Origin of the sequence: Flocculibacter collagenilyticus, assembly GCF_016469335.1 — a bacterium.
Classification (GTDB): domain Bacteria; phylum Pseudomonadota; class Gammaproteobacteria; order Enterobacterales; family Alteromonadaceae; genus Flocculibacter; species Flocculibacter collagenilyticus.
In genome coordinates this window covers 3,324,862-3,342,615 of the sequence record NZ_CP059888.1, presented here as the reverse complement: position 1 = coordinate 3,342,615, position 17,754 = coordinate 3,324,862, and the positions used below count along the sequence as shown (strand labels likewise).

Genomic DNA, 17,754 nt, shown 5'->3' with positions numbered 1-17,754 from the left:
ACAAAGTTGGTCAAACAATTTTGGGTTGTATGGTTAAGTGACTAAGCGTACACGGTGGATGCCTAGGCAATTGGAGGCGATGAAGGACGTGTTAATCTGCGATAAGCGTGGTTAAGGTGATAAAAACCGTTATAGACCACGATTTCCGAATGGGGAAACCCACCTGCTTGCAGGTATCTTATAGTGAATACATAGCTATAAGAGGCAAACCCGGAGAACTGAAACATCTAAGTACCCGGAGGAAAAGAAATCAACCGAGATTTCGCTAGTAGCGGCGAGCGAACGCGAATTAGCCCTTAAGCAGCTTACAAGTCAGTGGAATGTGCTGGAAAGCACAGCGATACAGGGTGATAGCCCCGTACACGAAGACGAATTTGTTGTGAAATCGAGTAGGTCGGGACACGTGATATCTTGACTGAATATGGGGGGACCATCCTCCAAGGCTAAATACTCCCAATTGACCGATAGTGAACCAGTACCGTGAGGGAAAGGCGAAAAGAACCCCTGTGAGGGGAGTGAAATAGAACCTGAAACCGTGTACGTACAAGCAGTGGGAGCCGACTTGTTCGGTGACTGCGTACCTTTTGTATAATGGGTCAGCGACTTATATTTTGTAGCAAGGTTAACCGATTAGGGGAGCCGTAGGGAAACCGAGTCTTAACTGGGCGTCGAGTTGCAAGGTATAGACCCGAAACCCGGTGATCTAGCCATGGGCAGGTTGAAGGTGCAGTAACATGCACTGGAGGACCGAACCCACTAACGTTGAAAAGTTAGGGGATGACCTGTGGCTAGGAGTGAAAGGCTAATCAAACCGGGAGATAGCTGGTTCTCCCCGAAAACTATTTAGGTAGTGCCTCGAGCGGACACTTACGGGGGTAGAGCACTGTTTGGGCTAGGGGGTCATCCCGACTTACCAACCCCATGCAAACTCCGAATACCGTAAAGTGATACTCGGGAGACACACGGCGGGTGCTAACGTCCGTCGTGAAGAGGGAAACAACCCAGACCGCCAGCTAAGGTCCCAAAGTGTATGTTAAGTGGGAAACGATGTGGAAAGGCTCAGACAGCCAGGAGGTTGGCTTAGAAGCAGCCATCCTTTAAAGAAAGCGTAATAGCTCACTGGTCGAGTCGGTCTGCGCGGAAGATGTAACGGGGCTAAACATGCCACCGAAGCTGCGGATTCACCTTTTAGGTGAGTGGTAGGGGAGCGTTCTGTAAGCGGTTGAAGGTGAGTCGTAAGGCTTGCTGGACGTATCAGAAGTGCGAATGCTGACATGAGTAACGATAATGGGGGTGAAAAACCCCCACGCCGGAAGACCAAGGGTTCCTATCCCATGTTAATCAGGGTAGGGTGAGTCGACCCCTAAGGCGAGGCCGAGAGGCGTAGTCGATGGGAAACAGGTTAATATTCCTGTACTTGTTATTATTGCGACGGAGGGACGGAGAAGTAGGTGAGCGTGGCGTTGGTTGTCCACGTGAAAGTGAGTAGGCTGTCGGTTTAGGTAAATCCGGACTGACACTAGGCTGAGACACGAGACGACACTCTACGGAGTGGAAGTCATTGATGCCCTGCTTCCAGGAAAAGCTTCTAAGCTTCAGATAATAACGAATCGTACCCCAAACCGACACAGGTGGTCAGGTAGAGAATACTCAGGCGCTTGAGAGAACTCGGGTGAAGGAACTAGGCAAAATGGTACCGTAACTTCGGGAGAAGGTACGCCGCTGTCGGTGATTGGACTTGCTCCATAAGCTGACGGCGGTCGCAGAAAATTGGTGGCTGCAACTGTTTATTAAAAACACAGCACTGTGCTAAATCGAAAGATGACGTATACGGTGTGACACCTGCCCGGTGCCGGAAGGTTAATTGATTGGGTTAGCGTAAGCGAAGCTCATGATCGAAGCCCCGGTAAACGGCGGCCGTAACTATAACGGTCCTAAGGTAGCGAAATTCCTTGTCGGGTAAGTTCCGACCTGCACGAATGGTGTAATGATGGCCACGCTGTCCACCCGAGACTCAGTGAAATTGAAATCGCTGTGAAGATGCAGTGTACCCGCGGCTAGACGGAAAGACCCCGTGAACCTTTACTACAGCTTGACACTGAACATTGAGCCTACATGTGTAGGATAGGTGGGAGGCTTTGAAACCATGTCGCCAGATATGGTGGAGCCAATCTTGAAATACCACCCTTGTATGTTTGATGTTCTAACATTGCTCCATTATCTGGAGTGTGGACAGTGTCTGGTGGGTAGTTTGACTGGGGCGGTCTCCTCCCAAAGAGTAACGGAGGAGCACGAAGGTTGGCTAAGTACGGTCGGACATCGTACGGTTAGTGTAATGGTAGAAGCCAGCTTAACTGCGAGACAGACACGTCGAGCAGGTACGAAAGTAGGTCATAGTGATCCGGTGGTTCTGAATGGAAGGGCCATCGCTCAACGGATAAAAGGTACTCCGGGGATAACAGGCTGATACCGCCCAAGAGTTCATATCGACGGCGGTGTTTGGCACCTCGATGTCGGCTCATCACATCCTGGGGCTGAAGTCGGTCCCAAGGGTATGGCTGTTCGCCATTTAAAGTGGTACGCGAGCTGGGTTTAGAACGTCGTGAGACAGTTCGGTCCCTATCTGCCGTGGGCGTTGGATGATTGAGAGGGGCTGCTCCTAGTACGAGAGGACCGGAGTGGACGAACCTCTGGTGTTCGGGTTGTCACGCCAGTGGCATTGCCCGGTAGCTATGTTCGGAATCGATAACCGCTGAAAGCATCTAAGCGGGAAGCGAGCCTCGAGATGAGTCATCCCTAGAACTTTAAGTTCTCTAAAGGGTTGTTGAAGACTACAACGTTGATAGGCAAGGTGTGGAAGCGCTGTGAGGCGTTAAGCTAACTTGTACTAATTGCCCGTGAGGCTTAACCATACAACACCAAAGTTGTGTGAAGCGCTAACGAGATTGATTGATAGACATCAATTGAGTGACACTGATTTAATTATCACTGGAATTGTTATAACAATTTCCAGTATGACCTCTATTCATTGAGGCCTTGCTTTTCCAGTATTGTGGGATGAATTTATCAACTACATCCATGTAGTTGACCCTAACGGGCCGCACTAAAGTGCGTTAAATTTTGTTCCAAACAAAATTTTGCCTGGTGACAATAGCGTTGTGGAACCACCTGACTCCATTTCGAACTCAGAAGTGAAACGCAACAGCGGCGATGGTAGTGTGGGAGATCCCATGTGAGAGTAGCACATCGCCAGGCTCCCTATTAAAGAAACCCGTTCACACTGTGAGCGGGTTTTTTGCTATGTGGGGTTTGTAATTTAGTATTTAGCATTCAGTAAGTGGCATGCCTCATTTAGCATTTAGCGTTAAAGACTCGCTATTTAGGCGCCAGTACTTAGCAAATATGTACTTATAAATGCGTATTGAGCGCTCAGTACTAAGCTGTATATATTTAGGAATAGGTATTTAGGAATAAATTGCTCAATGCGCTACAAGGTAGCTAGGATAGTGTGTATATCTAGGATAATTAACTATCGATAATATTAGCAGTTACTAAACAAGTGCTTACATTTGCATTGAATGATGGGGTTAATCGTTCAGATACAGTTAAGAGGCTGGGTGTAGTTCGGTACTGATCTAAGAATAGGCTAATGCTTACTAGTGCGCTTAGAGTGAAATTGGGCATCTGTATTAATAGGTAGGCATGCAATGACTTGCATCACTAAATAGCTCAAGAATACTTGCTAATATAAAGAGCCTAACTATCATCGATTAATTTTTTATTTCTCATCTTTTGAAGCCGCGGTACACTGCAAGTAATTATTTATACTATTTAAGAAGAATAACAATATGTTCAGTGAAATAATTCAACCTAGGTTCAGTGACACAGATGCACTAGGTCATATCAATAACACAATGTTACCTGTTTGGTTTGAAGGGGCTCGTGATGCAGTATTTAAACTGTTCACGCCTGATTTAGATCTTAACAAGTGGCAGTTAATTATCGCTAAGTATGATGTTACATTTCATGCTGAGCTGTTTTATGGGCAAGAAATTGAACTGAGAACATACATTTCACGTGTTGGCGGAGCTTCTTTTGATGTTTATCAAGAAGCTTGGCAGCATGGAGAAAAATGTGTTTCAGGTACAACCGTCATGGTGAATTTTAATTACTCTGATAAAAAGGCGATGCCTATTTCTGAGAGTATAAAAATTGAACTTAATAAACACATATATCAAGAGTAGTAGTAGATGTTTGATTGGTTAGAAATTGTAGGTTATGTAGGCTCAGTATTAATCGCTGTATCGTTAATGATGTCCAACATTAAGAAATTGCGTTGGATTAATTTATTTGGTGCTTCAATTTTTTCTGTATACGGCGGGTTAATTGAAGCGTATCCAGTGATGATTTTAAATGCTTGGATTGCCTTAACTAATGTTTATTTTTTACAGAAAATGTATCGCTTTAAAGATCAGTTCGACACTTTATATTACGCCTCAGGTAAAGGGCCACTTGTTGAAATTATGGTGGACTCACACTATGAAGATATAAAGTCTTTTTTTCCTAAGTTTGATAAGAGTTGGCTAGTTATGCCAACAATTGTCATCATGAGAAACTTAAAACCTGTAGGACTTTTTATGCTAACTGAAGCAAAAGATGGTCAAGCAGAGGTTTTAATTGATTATGCTACGCCTGATGTAAGAGATCGTAAAAATACTGAATTTTTATTTGAATCACGGTTAGATCTACTTAAAGGGTTAGGTATTACTAATTTGAAAGTTCAGTCGACTCATGGCGAACACAAGAAGTTTTTAAAGGCTGTAGGCTTTAGGCAGATTGATAACGAACATTTTGTTCGTGACTTGAATTAACATACTTTGATGAAAGGAGGCATTAAGCCTCCTTTTTACATTTTATATTAGGCCGTGAGTAACGGTTTTAAGTATTTTGCGGTGTGTGAACGTTGGTTTTTAACGATATCTTCTGGCTTACCTTCTACCAGTATTTCACCACCACCAGAACCGCCTTCTGGGCCAAGATCGACAATCCAATCCGCAGTTTTAATGACATCCAAGTTATGTTCGATAATGATAATAGTATTACCATGATCGCGTAGGCGATGAATAACATTAAGCAGCTGTTGAATATCGTAAAAATGAAGCCCTGTGGTTGGTTCATCTAAAATATAAAGTGTTTTACCTGTATCTCTTTTCGATAACTCTTTAGCGAGCTTTACACGCTGAGCCTCACCACCAGATAAGGTGGTAGCAGATTGTCCAAGTCGAATATAAGACAAGCCCACGTCCATTAATGTTTGAAGTTTTCTAGATATTGCAGGAATCGCTTCAAAGAACTCACGTGCATCTTCAACAGTCATGTCGAGTACTTGATGAATATTCTTTTGTTTATATTGTACTTCCAACGTTTCTCGATTATAGCGCTTTCCTTTACATACATCGCAAGGTACATACACGTCGGGTAAAAAGTGCATTTCAACCTTTATCATGCCATCACCTTGGCATGCTTCACATCGACCGCCTTTAACGTTAAAGCTGAATCGCCCTGGTTTGTAGCCACGTGAACGCGCTTCTTGTGTGCCTGCAAATAAGTCACGAATGGCAGTAAATATACCTGTGTAAGTTGCAGGGTTAGAGCGAGGCGTACGCCCAATTGGACTTTGGTCAATATCAATTACTTTATCTAGCTGATCCATGCCATCCACGCTTTCATATGGCGCTGGCTCTTCGCTCATAGCACCGTTTAGTTCTCTGTGGGCAACACGATATAAAGTGTCATTAATTAAGGTAGACTTGCCTGAACCTGATACACCCGTAATACAGGTAATTAGTCCTATAGGTAGTTTGATACTGACATTTTTGAGGTTATTTCCCGTTGCACCGTTTAGTGCTAACCACTTGTCATCTTGAGGTTCGTGGCGTATTTTTGGTACTGCAATTTCTTTGGTACCTGAAAGATACTGCCCCGTTAATGATTTTGGCTCTGCTTTTATGTCGTCAACCGTGCCTTGAGCAATAACATGGCCACCGTGTACGCCAGCACCTGGACCAATATCAATAACGTGGTCAGCCATTTTTATTGCATCTTCATCGTGCTCAACAACAATAACAGTATTCCCTAACTCTTTAAGGTGCGTTAATGTGCCAAGTAAGCGGTCATTGTCCCGTTGATGCAAGCCAATGGACGGTTCGTCTAGTACGTACATCACTCCTACAAGACCAGCACCAATTTGGCTAGCAAGTCGTATGCGTTGAGCTTCGCCACCTGATAAGGTATTTGCGTTGCGTGACAAGGTTAAGTAATTAAGCCCTACATTCACCAAAAAGGTAAGTCGATCTTGAATTTCTTTAAGAATTTTTTCAGCAATTTGAGCCTTTTGGCCTACTAAGTTTAATTGTTCAAAGAAACTTAACGAGTCGCCAATGGACATGTAGGTAATATCACTGATTTTACTGTTTTCTACAAATACATTTCTTGCTTCTTCACGCAGTCGACTACCGTCACAGCTTGGACATGATTGATGGCTAATATATTTTGATAACTCATCACGCACCGCGTTAGATTCTGTTTCTCGATAGCGACGCGACATATTAGGTAATATCCCTTCAAAAGGGTGTTTACGCTGTACCACGTCACCGCGATCATTCATATATTTGAATTCAATATCGGTTCGTCCACTTCCTTCTAGCACTACCTTTTGATGTTCTGCTGCTAATTCATTGAAAGGCGTATTTAGGTCGAAGCCATAATGTTCCGCTAATGCTGTGAGCATTTGAAAATAATAGAAATTGCGTTTATCCCATCCTCGAATGGCTCCGCCAGACAAACTTAATTCATGGTTACTAATAACTCTGTCAGGATCAAAAAACTGCTTTTCACCTAAGCCGTCACAACTTTGGCAGGCACCTGCTGGGTTGTTAAAGCTAAATAAACGCGGCTCTAGCTCTGTCATACTATAGCCACATAACGGACAAGCAAAATTAGCTGAAAATAGCATTTCAGACTTATCTTCTTCCATCCATGCAACTTTTGCCGTACCGCCTGACAACTCTAACGCGGTTTCAAATGATTCAGCCAAACGCTGCTGTATGTCATCTCTGACTTTTAAGCGATCCACAACAACTTCTATCGTGTGCTTTTTGTGTAGCTCAAGCTCAGGGGGATCAGACAAATCACATACATTGCCGTCAATCCTTGCGCGGATAAAACCTTGGGCAGCTAAGTTTTCTAGTGTTTTTAAATGCTCACCTTTACGTTCTTGCACAACCGGCGCTAGCACCATGATTTTGGCACCTTGTTCTTGCGCCAATACTTTATCTACCATTTGGCTAACGGTTTGTGCTGCCAGTGGTTCCTGATGAGTTGGACACCGAGGTTCGCCAACACGTGCAAAGAGGAGTCTTAAATAATCATAAATTTCGGTAATAGTGCCAACTGTTGAGCGTGGATTATGTGATGTTGATTTTTGCTCAATAGAGATTGCAGGGGATAAACCTTCAATATGATCAACGTCGGGTTTTTCCATTAATGATAAAAATTGACGAGCGTATGAAGAAAGCGATTCAACGTATCGGCGCTGGCCTTCAGCATATAAAGTATCGAACGCTAAAGAAGATTTGCCTGAACCGGAGAGTCCTGTAATAACAATGAGTTTGTCGCGAGGAATTTCTAAATTAATATTTTTGAGATTATGGGTTCTGGCGCCTCTAACTTCAATCTTATCCATTGTGCAACGATTACCTGAAAGTAAAAGAAGAATTATGGCACATAAGTCGCACAAAGGTCGACATAACTTAATGTTATACCTGTACTACTTTGATTATTCACTTAAACAAAGCTGTAAAACGTGCGAATAAAATAACAATTAGAAACAATACGCTGGTTACTTTATTTGCATAGCAACGTATATTTAAATATATCAGCGTAATTCAAACCATAATTGAAAAGGTGAATATGTGTTAAATGCACTTAAACAGTTATTAGTAGGCAAAGAAAACACCCAACCTGAACCTAAACATAGAAGAGAACTAGCAGCTGCGGCATTATTGTTTGAAGTTGCGAAAGCAGACGATGATAAGCAAGTAACAGAAGAGCGGGTACTTAAAGAGTTATTGCAAAAGCGATTCAACTTAAGTCACGAAGAGCTAAACATTATTTGTGAGCAGGCCGAAAATACCGCTGACACAGCGACAGATTATTATCAGTTTACACGTGAGATTAATGATCATTACAGTCATGCAGAAAAAGTCGAGCTCACAAAGCTTATGTGGCAAGTTGCTTACGCTGACGGGCATTTAGATCCACATGAAGAACATTTAATTCGTCGTGTAGCAGACTTATTACACGTTAGGCATAGTGAGTTTTTACAAACCAAACATCATGTTAGCGAGCAGTGTAATAAATAAGCTGAAATCATTTTTTCAGTTGTGGTACACTGCCGCAGTTTTTTATTGGTATTCACTTCTAACTATCTAATTATTTCATGTCTATATCTGGTTTAAACTCTTTAGAGAAAAGAACAGCGGTTTCGCTCGCATCTGTATTTACTATGCGGATGCTTGGGCTATTTATGTTAATGCCTGTAATTGCAATATATGGGCAAGAATTGGAAGGCTACTCGCCGTTGTGGATAGGGTTAGCAATAGGTGCTTATGGGCTAACTCAAGCCTTACTTCAAATTCCAATGGGCATGTTAAGTGATCGATTTGGCCGCCACCGCGTTATTATTGCTGGATTACTCATGTTTGCAGCAGGTAGTGTTATCGCGGCTTTGTCAGATTCAGTTTATGGCGTTACCGTTGGACGTATTATTCAAGGGATGGGAGCAATTGCAAGTGCCACACTAGCGTTAGCTGCTGATTTAACACGCGACGAGCAAAGACCAAAAGTCATGGCTGTAATAGGCATGAGTATCGGTATATCTTTTGCCATCGCCATGGTATTAGGGCCACTATTGGCTGATGCTTTTGGTTTGGCTGGATTATTTTGGCTTACTGCGGTATTTGCGTTATCGGGTATAGCTATCGTTACACTATTTGTACCAACTGCGGTTAATCGAGCCCCGAAAGGTGAAACCGTGGCTATCCCACACTTATTGTCTTCCTTAATAAAGCATCCGCAATTATTGCGGCTGGATCTCGGCGTGATGTTGTTACACCTCATGCTTACATGCATTTTTGTTGTACTGCCTACCATGCTCGTCAGTTTTGACTTTACGGTTACTAGCCATTGGAAAATGTACTTCCCCGTATTGTTAGGATCATTTTTGCTAATGGTGCCAATGATTATTTTTGCAGCAAAACGCAATAAAGAAAAACAAGTATTTAAACTCGCGATTATGATGATTATAGTCAGTTTATTAGGACTATACTTTGCGCATCAATCGCTTACAGTTGTTGTGCTGTGGGTACTGCTTTTCTTCGTCGGTTTTAATTATTTAGAGGCTTCCTTACCAGCTCTTATTTCACGTTTAGCGCCTGCGGGTCAGAAAGGCTCCGCAATGGGAATATTTTCATCAAGTCAGTTCTTCGGTGCATTTTTAGGTGGCTTATTAGGTGGTATGATAGCGCAAACAAATCAGCTAGAAATTGTCTTTGCGGTGGCAGCTGTAATTGGTTTATTATGGTTATTCATTACAAATGGAATGCAAATTCCGCAGCGTTCTAAATTAGTCTCTATCGCAACACAACTTAACGACAACCCAACCGCAGAAGTACTGGCGAGCCGTCTTACCGAATTAGCTGGCGTAATAGAAGCTACAGTGGTCGTTGAAGAAAATAGAACGTATTTAAAAGTAATTGATAAAGAATTTGATATTGAAGCGGCTAGAAGTTTAGTCGCGTCAGTAAGTTAAAGTTATTGGAGAAAGAAAATGGCACGTGGTGTAAATAAAGTAATCTTAATTGGTACGTTAGGCCAAGATCCTGAAGTAAGGTATATGCCTAATGGTAATGCCGTTGCAAATATCAGTTTAGCAACAAACGAAAGCTGGAAAGATAAAAACACAGGACAAATGCAAGAGAAAACAGAATGGCACCGCATTGTTATTTTTGGCAAGCTGGCTGAAATTGCAGGTGAATACCTAAAGAAAGGTTCTCAAGCATATTTTGAAGGCAAATTACAAACCCGTAAGTGGCAAGACCAACAAGGTCAAGATAAGTACACAACAGAAGTGGTTGTTGATATGGGCGGCCAAATGCAAATGTTAGGTGGTCGTGGCGATAATGCTGGTCAATCTGGTGGTTATACGCAACAGCCTCAACAAGGTGGTTTTAAACCACAGCAACAACAAGCAGCTGCGCCAATGAATCAGGGTTTTCAGCCTCAACAACAAAACCAAGGCTTCCAGCCACAACAGCAAAATCAAGGTGGCTTTCAGCAACAGCCTGCCCAGCAACACAATTCTGGTGGATTCCAGCCACAACAACAAAGTCAAGGTGGCTTTCAGCAACAGCCTGCACAACAACAGCAGCCAGCGGTGAAGCAAGCTGAGCCTAAGATTGACTTTGATGATGATATTCCGTTTTGACCTAAGACAAAAATAAAAATGTTGAAAAAAAATTTCGAAAGCCGCTGTTAAGCGGCTTTTTTAGTTTTATTAGAAAATGAATGTTGACTTGTTCTACGAGACTAAATCAGGACACTTTTCTTAAGGAACTTTGCTCACATTCTACTGGCTCCAGATTGCTCGGCTTCAACTTGGCTTTCCAGTTATAAAGTAACTTATCTGTGATACCCAAAGGTGTTGCTGCCTTGGTGCGCTGTAACCTTGTACAGTTACCGATACTACGGCTTCAAGTGTAAATTCAGGCGTATAAACTCAGTTTGTTCGTTTTGATGTTTAACACTTTAATAATTGGATTATATTCCATTATTAAAGTGTTCTACTTGATTAAAGCAGTTCAATTGAATGGCTTAACTGTCAATTCATTACAGAAAAGTGATAAAGGGCGTTGGTACTTGATGTGGAATCCAGCAAAAGGAGGAGATCCCGTCAAAAAATGGGTTCCTAAGCTTTTAGAAGATGTAGTTAAACAAGCTTTTGATCGACTTATTGATATTTCAGCACCAGCCAGAGCTGCTGCGAAATTTGCTCATGAAAACCCAGATATATTCTTAGCACATGACAAGTGCATTACACCTACTGACTTTCCACACGATAAGCCGTTGACATACGACCAGTTCGCAAGTGCTATTGGTTTAAAAATAGGAAAAGATGCAAAAGGGAAAGAGGTTAACTGGACGCATCAAAATTCTCTCTGGATAAGTGATTTAATTAATGATTTAAATGGTGTGACCGATTGGAAAAAGGAGTTGTTGAAAGGTAATATTCTAAGCACCAGAAATGAAGTTTTAGATAAATATACCAATGTGCCAATAGATACTACTATCCGGTTCCCCTCATATGGTGATCTCCGTAGTGTTGTTGATAATCAATATAAAACGAGTGACTTTCCAAGTTATGGTGACGTAAAGCTCTGGGATTGCATTACATTAGTTAGAGACAATGAATTTCATAAAGATTTTGCTGTTAAGCCCTTTTCATGGGTAATAGTAAGTCACGGAGCTGTGAGTGACGCTATAGGTTCAGAGCGTCCATCAGGTAAAGGGCATATTGAATCAGTTTTTGATGAGTTAACTGTTACTGATGAAGATGGTTCTCGATTGAAGTTGAATACTCACCAACCTCGACATTGGCTAAATACCAAGTTGAAATTAGCTGGTGAAGAAGATTGGTTGATTGCCAAGTGGTCAGGTAGAGCTGATGTAGAGCAAAACAAAGCTTACGATGGTAGAACCCAAGAACAGAAGTCACGGCTAACCAAGCGTATAGGCCATGTTGTAAATGGTGAAGGTGTCATGACGGTTGCTCAAGCCAATCAGTTTTTATCGCCATATACATCTGAGTCTCCACCTCCTGCAATCGTGTTACATGATTTGGGCTTACCAGTTTCTCTCAAGTCTCTGGGGTTAATCTCTCAGGTGTCGCTCAGTTCACTGGATTAGGTTACTGCGTTCACAACTATGCTGAAAGTCCTTGTGTGAAAAATGGCGACTGTGCTGTCTGTAGTGACCATGAGTGTCTTAAAGGTCTACCTCACACCATAGATGAGCTGAGAAACCTTGAGAAGCTTTATGAGGAGCAATTAGAGGGTGCAAAATTAAAAGCTGGTGATAATGTTTTCGGTGCAGACCGTTGGGTGACAGCTTTAGGCTTCAGGTTATCCAAGATTAAAACCATTATTGCCATGCTGGAAGATCCAAAAAGGCCAGATGGTACACCTGTCCGAGTTCCTGATGAATTAGATCCACCACCTGTTAAACGTTCATTAAATATTGATGAACAAAATGTTATTCCCACTTTTGATTTAACAGCCTTAGCACTATCAGATATGGAGGAATTCTAATGGCTTTTGTAACAGACAATAAGAAACGACTCTAGCGATCATTGATGGTTGGAGCGGTAAGCTTACATATGATCTTCTTTCTGAAAGGCTTCAATCAGAATTGGGCCTAAAGCGTCCCCCGTCGAGACACACTTATACAAAGCATGATGAAATCAAACATGCATTTGACTTAAAGAAAGAAGAGCTTAGATTTAAAAAATCTGCTGCAATCGAAGAAGCCAAGTCGCTATTTGATAGCTCTGATAAATTAAGCCAACTTTTGGAAAATTTGGACAATGATGATGCGACTATCGCTGAACTAATTAAACAAGTTGAAAAACTCGAAAACGAGAATGAAAGACTTTACACTGAAAACGCAAGATTGAATAATCAAAATAACCTTTTGCTGGAAAGGTTTGCCCGATGGCAGCATAATTTGCAAAAAATGGATGGGGTAAATTTGAATAAACTGTCTGACATTATTGATATTGGGCTACCAGCAAAGAACCGAAGCTAAATTGATGGGCTTAGATTTCACCTGACAGCAAGCGGAGAGTAAACAGAGGTCTCACTATTATTTCGTGACAAAAGGTCAAATATTTTATCTGACCTTCTACTGTTTGACTAGTTAAGTTTTGCATATGCTGATATAAAATATGTTTAAGTTGCAATATTGGTTACTGCTAGACCAACACCGAAAATCAAAAAAGTTATACCACTTAACCTATCAAATACTCTCCTCCCGATGTCACTGCTCGATATTTGCGCAACATTTTCGGCAAGAAGAGCATAACTAAAATAAATCATAAAATGAATCGAAGCACTAACAATGCATAGTATTGTAATTTGTGGTGTAAGTCTTTCTGAATCCGTTATAAATTGAGGCAATAATGCAATAATAAAGACAAGTGCTTTAGGGTTTAATGATGTGACTAGAAAAGCTTGTCTAAATATTTTCCAAGGAGAGGGCTTAAAAGACGATTTAACCTCTTTCGCACCAAGCTTGGCTACAGGAGATGAGAGTATTTTCAACCCCAAATAACAAAGATAGCCAGCTCCAATTAACTGAAGCACTATCAATATATCTTTGAATGTTATTAGGACAACTCCTATGCCGCTGGCACTAATTAAGGTTAATAACTGAAAAGCAAATACGTTCCCTAAAACGCCAATGGCAGCGATTTTCCTTCCATAGTTAACACCATTGTTAATTGATAAAAGTACTGATGGGCCGGGAGTGATCAGTAATATAGTAATGATCGCACAATAGCCAAGAACAAGTTCAATATTCATTTTTTATTTTCACCACTGTGTAGTTAATTTAGGTTCCATAATCCCTGAGGATGTTACCAACGCGAATTCTGTATTCATTGAACAGTTCTTGCTTACCTTTATTTTGTGCCAACTGGTGCTCGGTATTCATTTTCCATTGTGAAACTGCGGCTTCATCCTCCCAAAATGAAAGCGATAAATATTTATCCTTATTAGATAAACTTTGAAATCTCTCTACTGAAATAAACCCTTCAATCTTAGCAAGCGATGGTTTTAGTATCTCGGCAATCTCAAAGTAGCTATTTTTACCTTCTGAATTTGGTATGACTTCAAAAATGACTGCTATCATTTATTCTCCTTAGATTTCTTCATATATGTAGAGGGAATAGCTCGTAAGAATGTACGTTTTTCTTTTAAAATAAACTGTTCTTGTTGAGCATATTCAAAGTTAGTTTTGCCAAGGTCAGACTGGCGCAATCTCGCTCTATATTCCTCATATCGAGCTAAGGAATCGAAGCTAATTAATCCATAGGCTGTATCGTTAGTCCCTTCGTGGGGCAAAAAATAACCCAAGAGTTCACCGCCACATTCAGGGATGATCGTCCCCCAATTATCAGCGTACTCTTCAAACTTATCTGAGTTAAATGGGTCGATCTGGTATTCAATAAAACAAGTAATTTTCAATGTTATTCTCCAATGTTTTTGACAGCCTATATCTTCTTAGAAGACAATACTTCGATAGTTGTCGTACTGTGAAAGTAAAATGGAACCGAACATTGCTTATATAGGAAGTTTAATTGGAGATGCAGCCCGCTCTAAAATGTTAATTGCTTTAATGAGTGGGAAAGCCCTTACTGCAACTGAACTCTCAGTTGTGGCAGATATCACTCCCCAGACCGCTAGCAGTCACCTAACAAAATTACTTGAAGGTGAATTGCTACAGGTTAGAAAGCAAGGCAGACATAAATATTTTCAGTTGAAGAGTAAGCAAGTAGCAGAACTAATTGAGCAGTTACTGAACCTTAGTGTCCCTGTTTCTGATGGTAGCGTTTTTACAGGCCCGCCTAATGACAGATTGAGAAAATCTAGAATATGTTACGATCATCTGGCTGGTGAGCTTGGTGTAGAGCTATTTGACGCTCTAATTAACAATGGCTGGATGATAGAAATTAACGAATATGTTAAGTTAACGGAAAAAGGACAAGTCAAATTCAATAATTTAGGCGTGGATATTAGTATATTCGGCAAAGGTAAAAGACCTTTGTGTAAGTCTTGTTTAGATTGGAGCGAAAGAAGGAGTCACTTAGCTGGACATTTGGGGCAATGGGTTTTGAATAATGCGATAAAGCGAGAATGGGCTAAACAGGACTTAGATTCCAGAGCTATTCATTTTACGCCACAAGGACTAAAAAAGTTTAGAAAACAATATGAGTTTTGATTCTATGCATTTACGCGGCTTAAAACTCGGACCAAAGTCATTTTAAAAGAATACATAATCAAGCAATCTACCTCTGAAACAAGTTCAAAATTTTCCCTGTATAGCCAGAATGAAGAAAAGTATACTTGCTATATTTTAATTATAATTGCCTATCACTAAATTAGAATTATATGTTTAGTTCATGAACTAAAACTAGAGCGTGTTGATCTTTCGAGTACATTTTCTAATCAACCCACATCGGTAGCCACATGAGTGAAAAAGCAAGGGCTACCACGCTCATGTAATTTCTAGCCAATTTGTCATATCGAGTTGCTACTGCTCGATGTTTCTTTATCTTCAAAAACGCATTTTCAACTAAGTGACGATATCTGTACATAGACCAATCAATGTCGTCATTTCCTTGCTTACTATTACCTTTTCTCGGTATCACATGCTTAGCATTGCGACTTTTTATTAGCTCTCTAAGCGATTGACTATCATAATCTTTATCTGCAACTACCACTTCGGCATCTGGTGATGAAACCACTAAGCTTTTGCCATAACATACGTCATGAACCTGCCCGCCTGATAGTTCAAAGTGAACTGGCAAACCACAACTATCAACCGCCAAGTGTATTTTAGTTGATTTACCACCACGGCTTTTACCTATAGCTTGCTCTGCTTGTGAGCCAATATTCGTACAGTCTTGATGAGCTTTGACAATACTGCCATCAAGAAACAGCCATTGAGCGTCATTTTCCTGAGAAAGAAATTGAAATATCTCTGTTATCACACCTTTTTTAGACCACAAGTTAAACCGTCTAAATACAGCACTCCAGCCGCCGAATTCGCTTGGTAAATCTCGCCATGGAATACCAGTGCGCATACGGTATAAAATACCTTCGAGTGTCATTCTGTGTTCAGGTTTATTATAAATACGACCTGTTAAATACATGATTCTTGATAGCAATTTCCAACTATCATCTGTTAGCATTAGTCTCGGCATCTGGGAAAGTTAAACTGATTTTTGGCGAAACCATTATAACCAACCCATTTGCCGTTTACTTTTCATACCACAAAGATCAACACGCTCTAGTTAAAATTATTAAATGTGACTCCCAGCTATTAATAACAGATGGGAGTTCGACCTTAAAAAAGATCTCTCAAACATAGAAAGTCCACTTAGAAAAGAAGCTGAACGCTATTGATAACGTACGAAAATATTTTTAGCACACTTGGCTAGAAGGGGGTTACTTATATTAACCCCTTGGCAGCATGTCGGAAAGCAGCATAGCAATACCTAAAAATGACATAAAGCCTGCAATGTCTGTAATGGTGGTTAGCACTATTGAAGATGACTGTGCGGGGTCCATACCAAATTTTTTAAGGGCTATAGGTACAATTGCACCTGCGGTACATGCAATGGATAATGAACAGACCATGGCAATGGCCATGACTAATGCTAAGCCAAACGACTGGCTCCAAAAATAAATAGCGATAGAGCAGGTGGTTGCGACGGCGACGCCATTCATGGCGCCCACTAAAAACTCTTTACTCATTACTCGCATCCATTGACGTGTGGTAATTTCACGTAATGTTAACCCGCGCATGGTGACGGCTAGGGCTTGTGCCCCTGCGTTGCCAGATTGACCTGCGGCCACGGGCAGTAAAATTGCGAGGGCGGTTATTTCAGAAATTAAACCTTCAAACGCACCAACTACAGAGGCGGCTGCAAATGCGGTAAGTAAATTGATTTGTAGCCAAGGTAGCCGTTTTGTAACCGCAAACCAGCTTGATGATAATGCTTTTTCTTCTTTACTGGCACCTACCATGGTTTGCATGTCGCTGACTAAGTCTTCTTTGGTGGACTGATAAATATCAGAAAAACGAATAACACCAATAAGTTGCTGGTGGCTGTCCAGTACTGGCATGCAGCTACTGCGATACCCTTCAAATTTTTCTATAACTTCATCTTTACTATCTAGTGCACTAAAAGTTGCTTTAATTGGCTGAGCCAGTGTAAGTAATTTATCTTCAGCATTGGCAATGATTAATTTGGCTAAACTAATTTGTCCAACTAGCTGCTGCGACTTATTTAGTATGTAGATAACGTCTTCAGTAATATCTTTGCGTTGTTTAAGCTTACGTAATACATCGGACGCACTCATTTCGTCATAAAAAGCAGTTACTTTTGCGCTCATTAGGCGCGCAGCGGTATCTTCGGGGTAGCTTAACAGTTCGGTAAGTTCGCTCGCTAATGCACCATCACTGGTAGCTAACTCTTTCATTAATTGCTGCTGTAATTCTGGCTCTAGTCGGCTTAACAAAGTAACGGCAATATGGCTGTCTAGGCTTTGCAGTAACTTAATAGCAAAATGACTTGATAGCTTCGCAAAAATATTCTCAGCGGTGCCCGCAGGTAAAAATTTCCATAATGCGAGTACCGAGGTCATGGATTGCATTTCAAGCAGTTTTGCCGCTTCATGTGCTTCGATAGCTTCCATATGCCGGGCGCTTTTATACGGAAAGTGTTGCAAGAATTCTCGGTTTAATTGTTGTGATGCTTCACTTAAAATTTGTTGCTGAGATGGCATTATATTCTCCGCTGAAAGTTAAGTTCATATAATTATTAGCCTGTTATCGAATGATTATTCTCAACAT

At 41.2% G+C, this 17,754-nt stretch carries 15 protein-coding genes and 2 rRNA genes; 11 read left to right on the top strand and 6 right to left on the bottom strand.

Translation table 11 applies throughout. The annotated features are described in order from the left end of the window. Window positions 1-31: 31 nt before the first annotated feature. From HUU81_RS14845 to HUU81_RS14830, 4 genes are all read left to right on the top strand, one after another. Window positions 32-2,912: ribosomal RNA gene (locus HUU81_RS14845) — 23S ribosomal RNA — on the top strand. Window positions 2,913-3,140: 228 nt separating this feature from the next. After that, a 5S ribosomal RNA gene (gene rrf / locus HUU81_RS14840) occupies window positions 3,141-3,255 on the top strand. A 593-nt stretch (window positions 3,256-3,848) separates the two neighbouring features. Further along, window positions 3,849-4,244, top strand: a complete 396-nt coding sequence (locus HUU81_RS14835) for an acyl-CoA thioesterase (protein WP_199609698.1) — start codon at window positions 3,849-3,851, stop codon at window positions 4,242-4,244. Between the two features lie 6 nt (window positions 4,245-4,250). Further along, window positions 4,251-4,871 carry a hypothetical protein gene (locus tag HUU81_RS14830; RefSeq protein WP_199609697.1) on the top strand — a complete coding sequence of 207 codons (621 nt, stop codon included), beginning with the start codon at window positions 4,251-4,253 and terminating at the stop codon, window positions 4,869-4,871. A 47-nt stretch (window positions 4,872-4,918) separates the two neighbouring features. Here the strand turns inward: HUU81_RS14830 and uvrA are convergent, their stop codons facing one another. Beyond that, window positions 4,919-7,744 (bottom strand): excinuclease ABC subunit UvrA, encoded by a 2,826-nt coding sequence (gene uvrA, locus HUU81_RS14825; protein ID WP_199609696.1) that lies wholly within the window; start codon window positions 7,742-7,744, stop codon window positions 4,919-4,921. A 229-nt stretch (window positions 7,745-7,973) separates the two neighbouring features. Between uvrA and HUU81_RS14820 the strand changes: the two genes are divergently transcribed. From HUU81_RS14820 to HUU81_RS14795, 6 genes are all read left to right on the top strand, one after another. After that, window positions 7,974-8,423: a tellurite resistance TerB family protein gene (locus HUU81_RS14820; RefSeq protein ID WP_199609695.1), complete on the top strand. Its 450-nt coding sequence runs from the start codon at window positions 7,974-7,976 to the stop codon at window positions 8,421-8,423. A gap of 77 nt (window positions 8,424-8,500) precedes the next feature. Beyond that, window positions 8,501-9,871, top strand: a complete 1,371-nt coding sequence (locus HUU81_RS14815; RefSeq protein WP_199609694.1) for an MFS transporter — start codon at window positions 8,501-8,503, stop codon at window positions 9,869-9,871. Between the two features lie 18 nt (window positions 9,872-9,889). Further along, on the top strand, window positions 9,890-10,546 hold the full coding sequence (ssb, locus tag HUU81_RS14810; RefSeq protein WP_199609693.1) for a single-stranded DNA-binding protein: 657 nt from the start codon (window positions 9,890-9,892) through the stop codon (window positions 10,544-10,546). A 359-nt stretch (window positions 10,547-10,905) separates the two neighbouring features. Next, on the top strand, window positions 10,906-12,024 hold the full coding sequence (locus HUU81_RS14805; RefSeq protein ID WP_199609692.1) for a hypothetical protein: 1,119 nt from the start codon (window positions 10,906-10,908) through the stop codon (window positions 12,022-12,024). A gap of 35 nt (window positions 12,025-12,059) precedes the next feature. Next, entirely contained in the window at window positions 12,060-12,425 is a 366-nt protein-coding gene (locus HUU81_RS14800) for a hypothetical protein (protein WP_199609691.1), read from the top strand. Window positions 12,426-12,525: 100 nt separating this feature from the next. After that, entirely contained in the window at window positions 12,526-12,921 is a 396-nt protein-coding gene (locus tag HUU81_RS14795) for a hypothetical protein (RefSeq protein WP_199609690.1), read from the top strand. Between the two features lie 143 nt (window positions 12,922-13,064). On the opposite strand, the gene HUU81_RS14790 is transcribed toward HUU81_RS14795, so the two are convergent. The 3 genes from HUU81_RS14790 to HUU81_RS14780 are packed head-to-tail and all read right to left on the bottom strand — an operon-like array spanning window position 13,065 to window position 14,360. Further along, on the bottom strand, window positions 13,065-13,697 hold the full coding sequence (locus tag HUU81_RS14790) for a LysE family translocator (protein WP_199609689.1): 633 nt from the start codon (window positions 13,695-13,697) through the stop codon (window positions 13,065-13,067). A 28-nt stretch (window positions 13,698-13,725) separates the two neighbouring features. Beyond that, window positions 13,726-14,025 (bottom strand): antibiotic biosynthesis monooxygenase family protein, encoded by a 300-nt coding sequence (locus tag HUU81_RS14785; RefSeq protein ID WP_199609688.1) that lies wholly within the window; start codon window positions 14,023-14,025, stop codon window positions 13,726-13,728. Continuing rightward, the gene (locus HUU81_RS14780; RefSeq protein ID WP_199609687.1) at window positions 14,022-14,360 is read right to left on the bottom strand and encodes an NIPSNAP family protein; all 339 of its coding nucleotides are present in this window, start codon (window positions 14,358-14,360) and stop codon (window positions 14,022-14,024) included. Before HUU81_RS14780 ends, HUU81_RS14785 begins: the two co-directional genes overlap by 4 nt. 79 nt (window positions 14,361-14,439) lie before the next feature. On the opposite strand from HUU81_RS14780, the gene HUU81_RS14775 reads away from it, so the two are divergent. Beyond that, window positions 14,440-15,114: an ArsR/SmtB family transcription factor gene (locus tag HUU81_RS14775; protein WP_199609686.1), complete on the top strand. Its 675-nt coding sequence runs from the start codon at window positions 14,440-14,442 to the stop codon at window positions 15,112-15,114. 223 nt (window positions 15,115-15,337) lie between these two features. On the opposite strand, the gene HUU81_RS14770 is transcribed toward HUU81_RS14775, so the two are convergent. Together HUU81_RS14770 and mgtE are read right to left on the bottom strand one after the other, a co-directional pair. Further along, on the bottom strand, window positions 15,338-16,099 hold the full coding sequence (locus HUU81_RS14770) for an IS5 family transposase (RefSeq protein WP_199609685.1): 762 nt from the start codon (window positions 16,097-16,099) through the stop codon (window positions 15,338-15,340). A gap of 253 nt (window positions 16,100-16,352) precedes the next feature. Beyond that, on the bottom strand, window positions 16,353-17,687 hold the full coding sequence (mgtE, locus tag HUU81_RS14765; RefSeq protein ID WP_199609684.1) for a magnesium transporter: 1,335 nt from the start codon (window positions 17,685-17,687) through the stop codon (window positions 16,353-16,355). Window positions 17,688-17,754 lie beyond the last annotated feature (67 nt).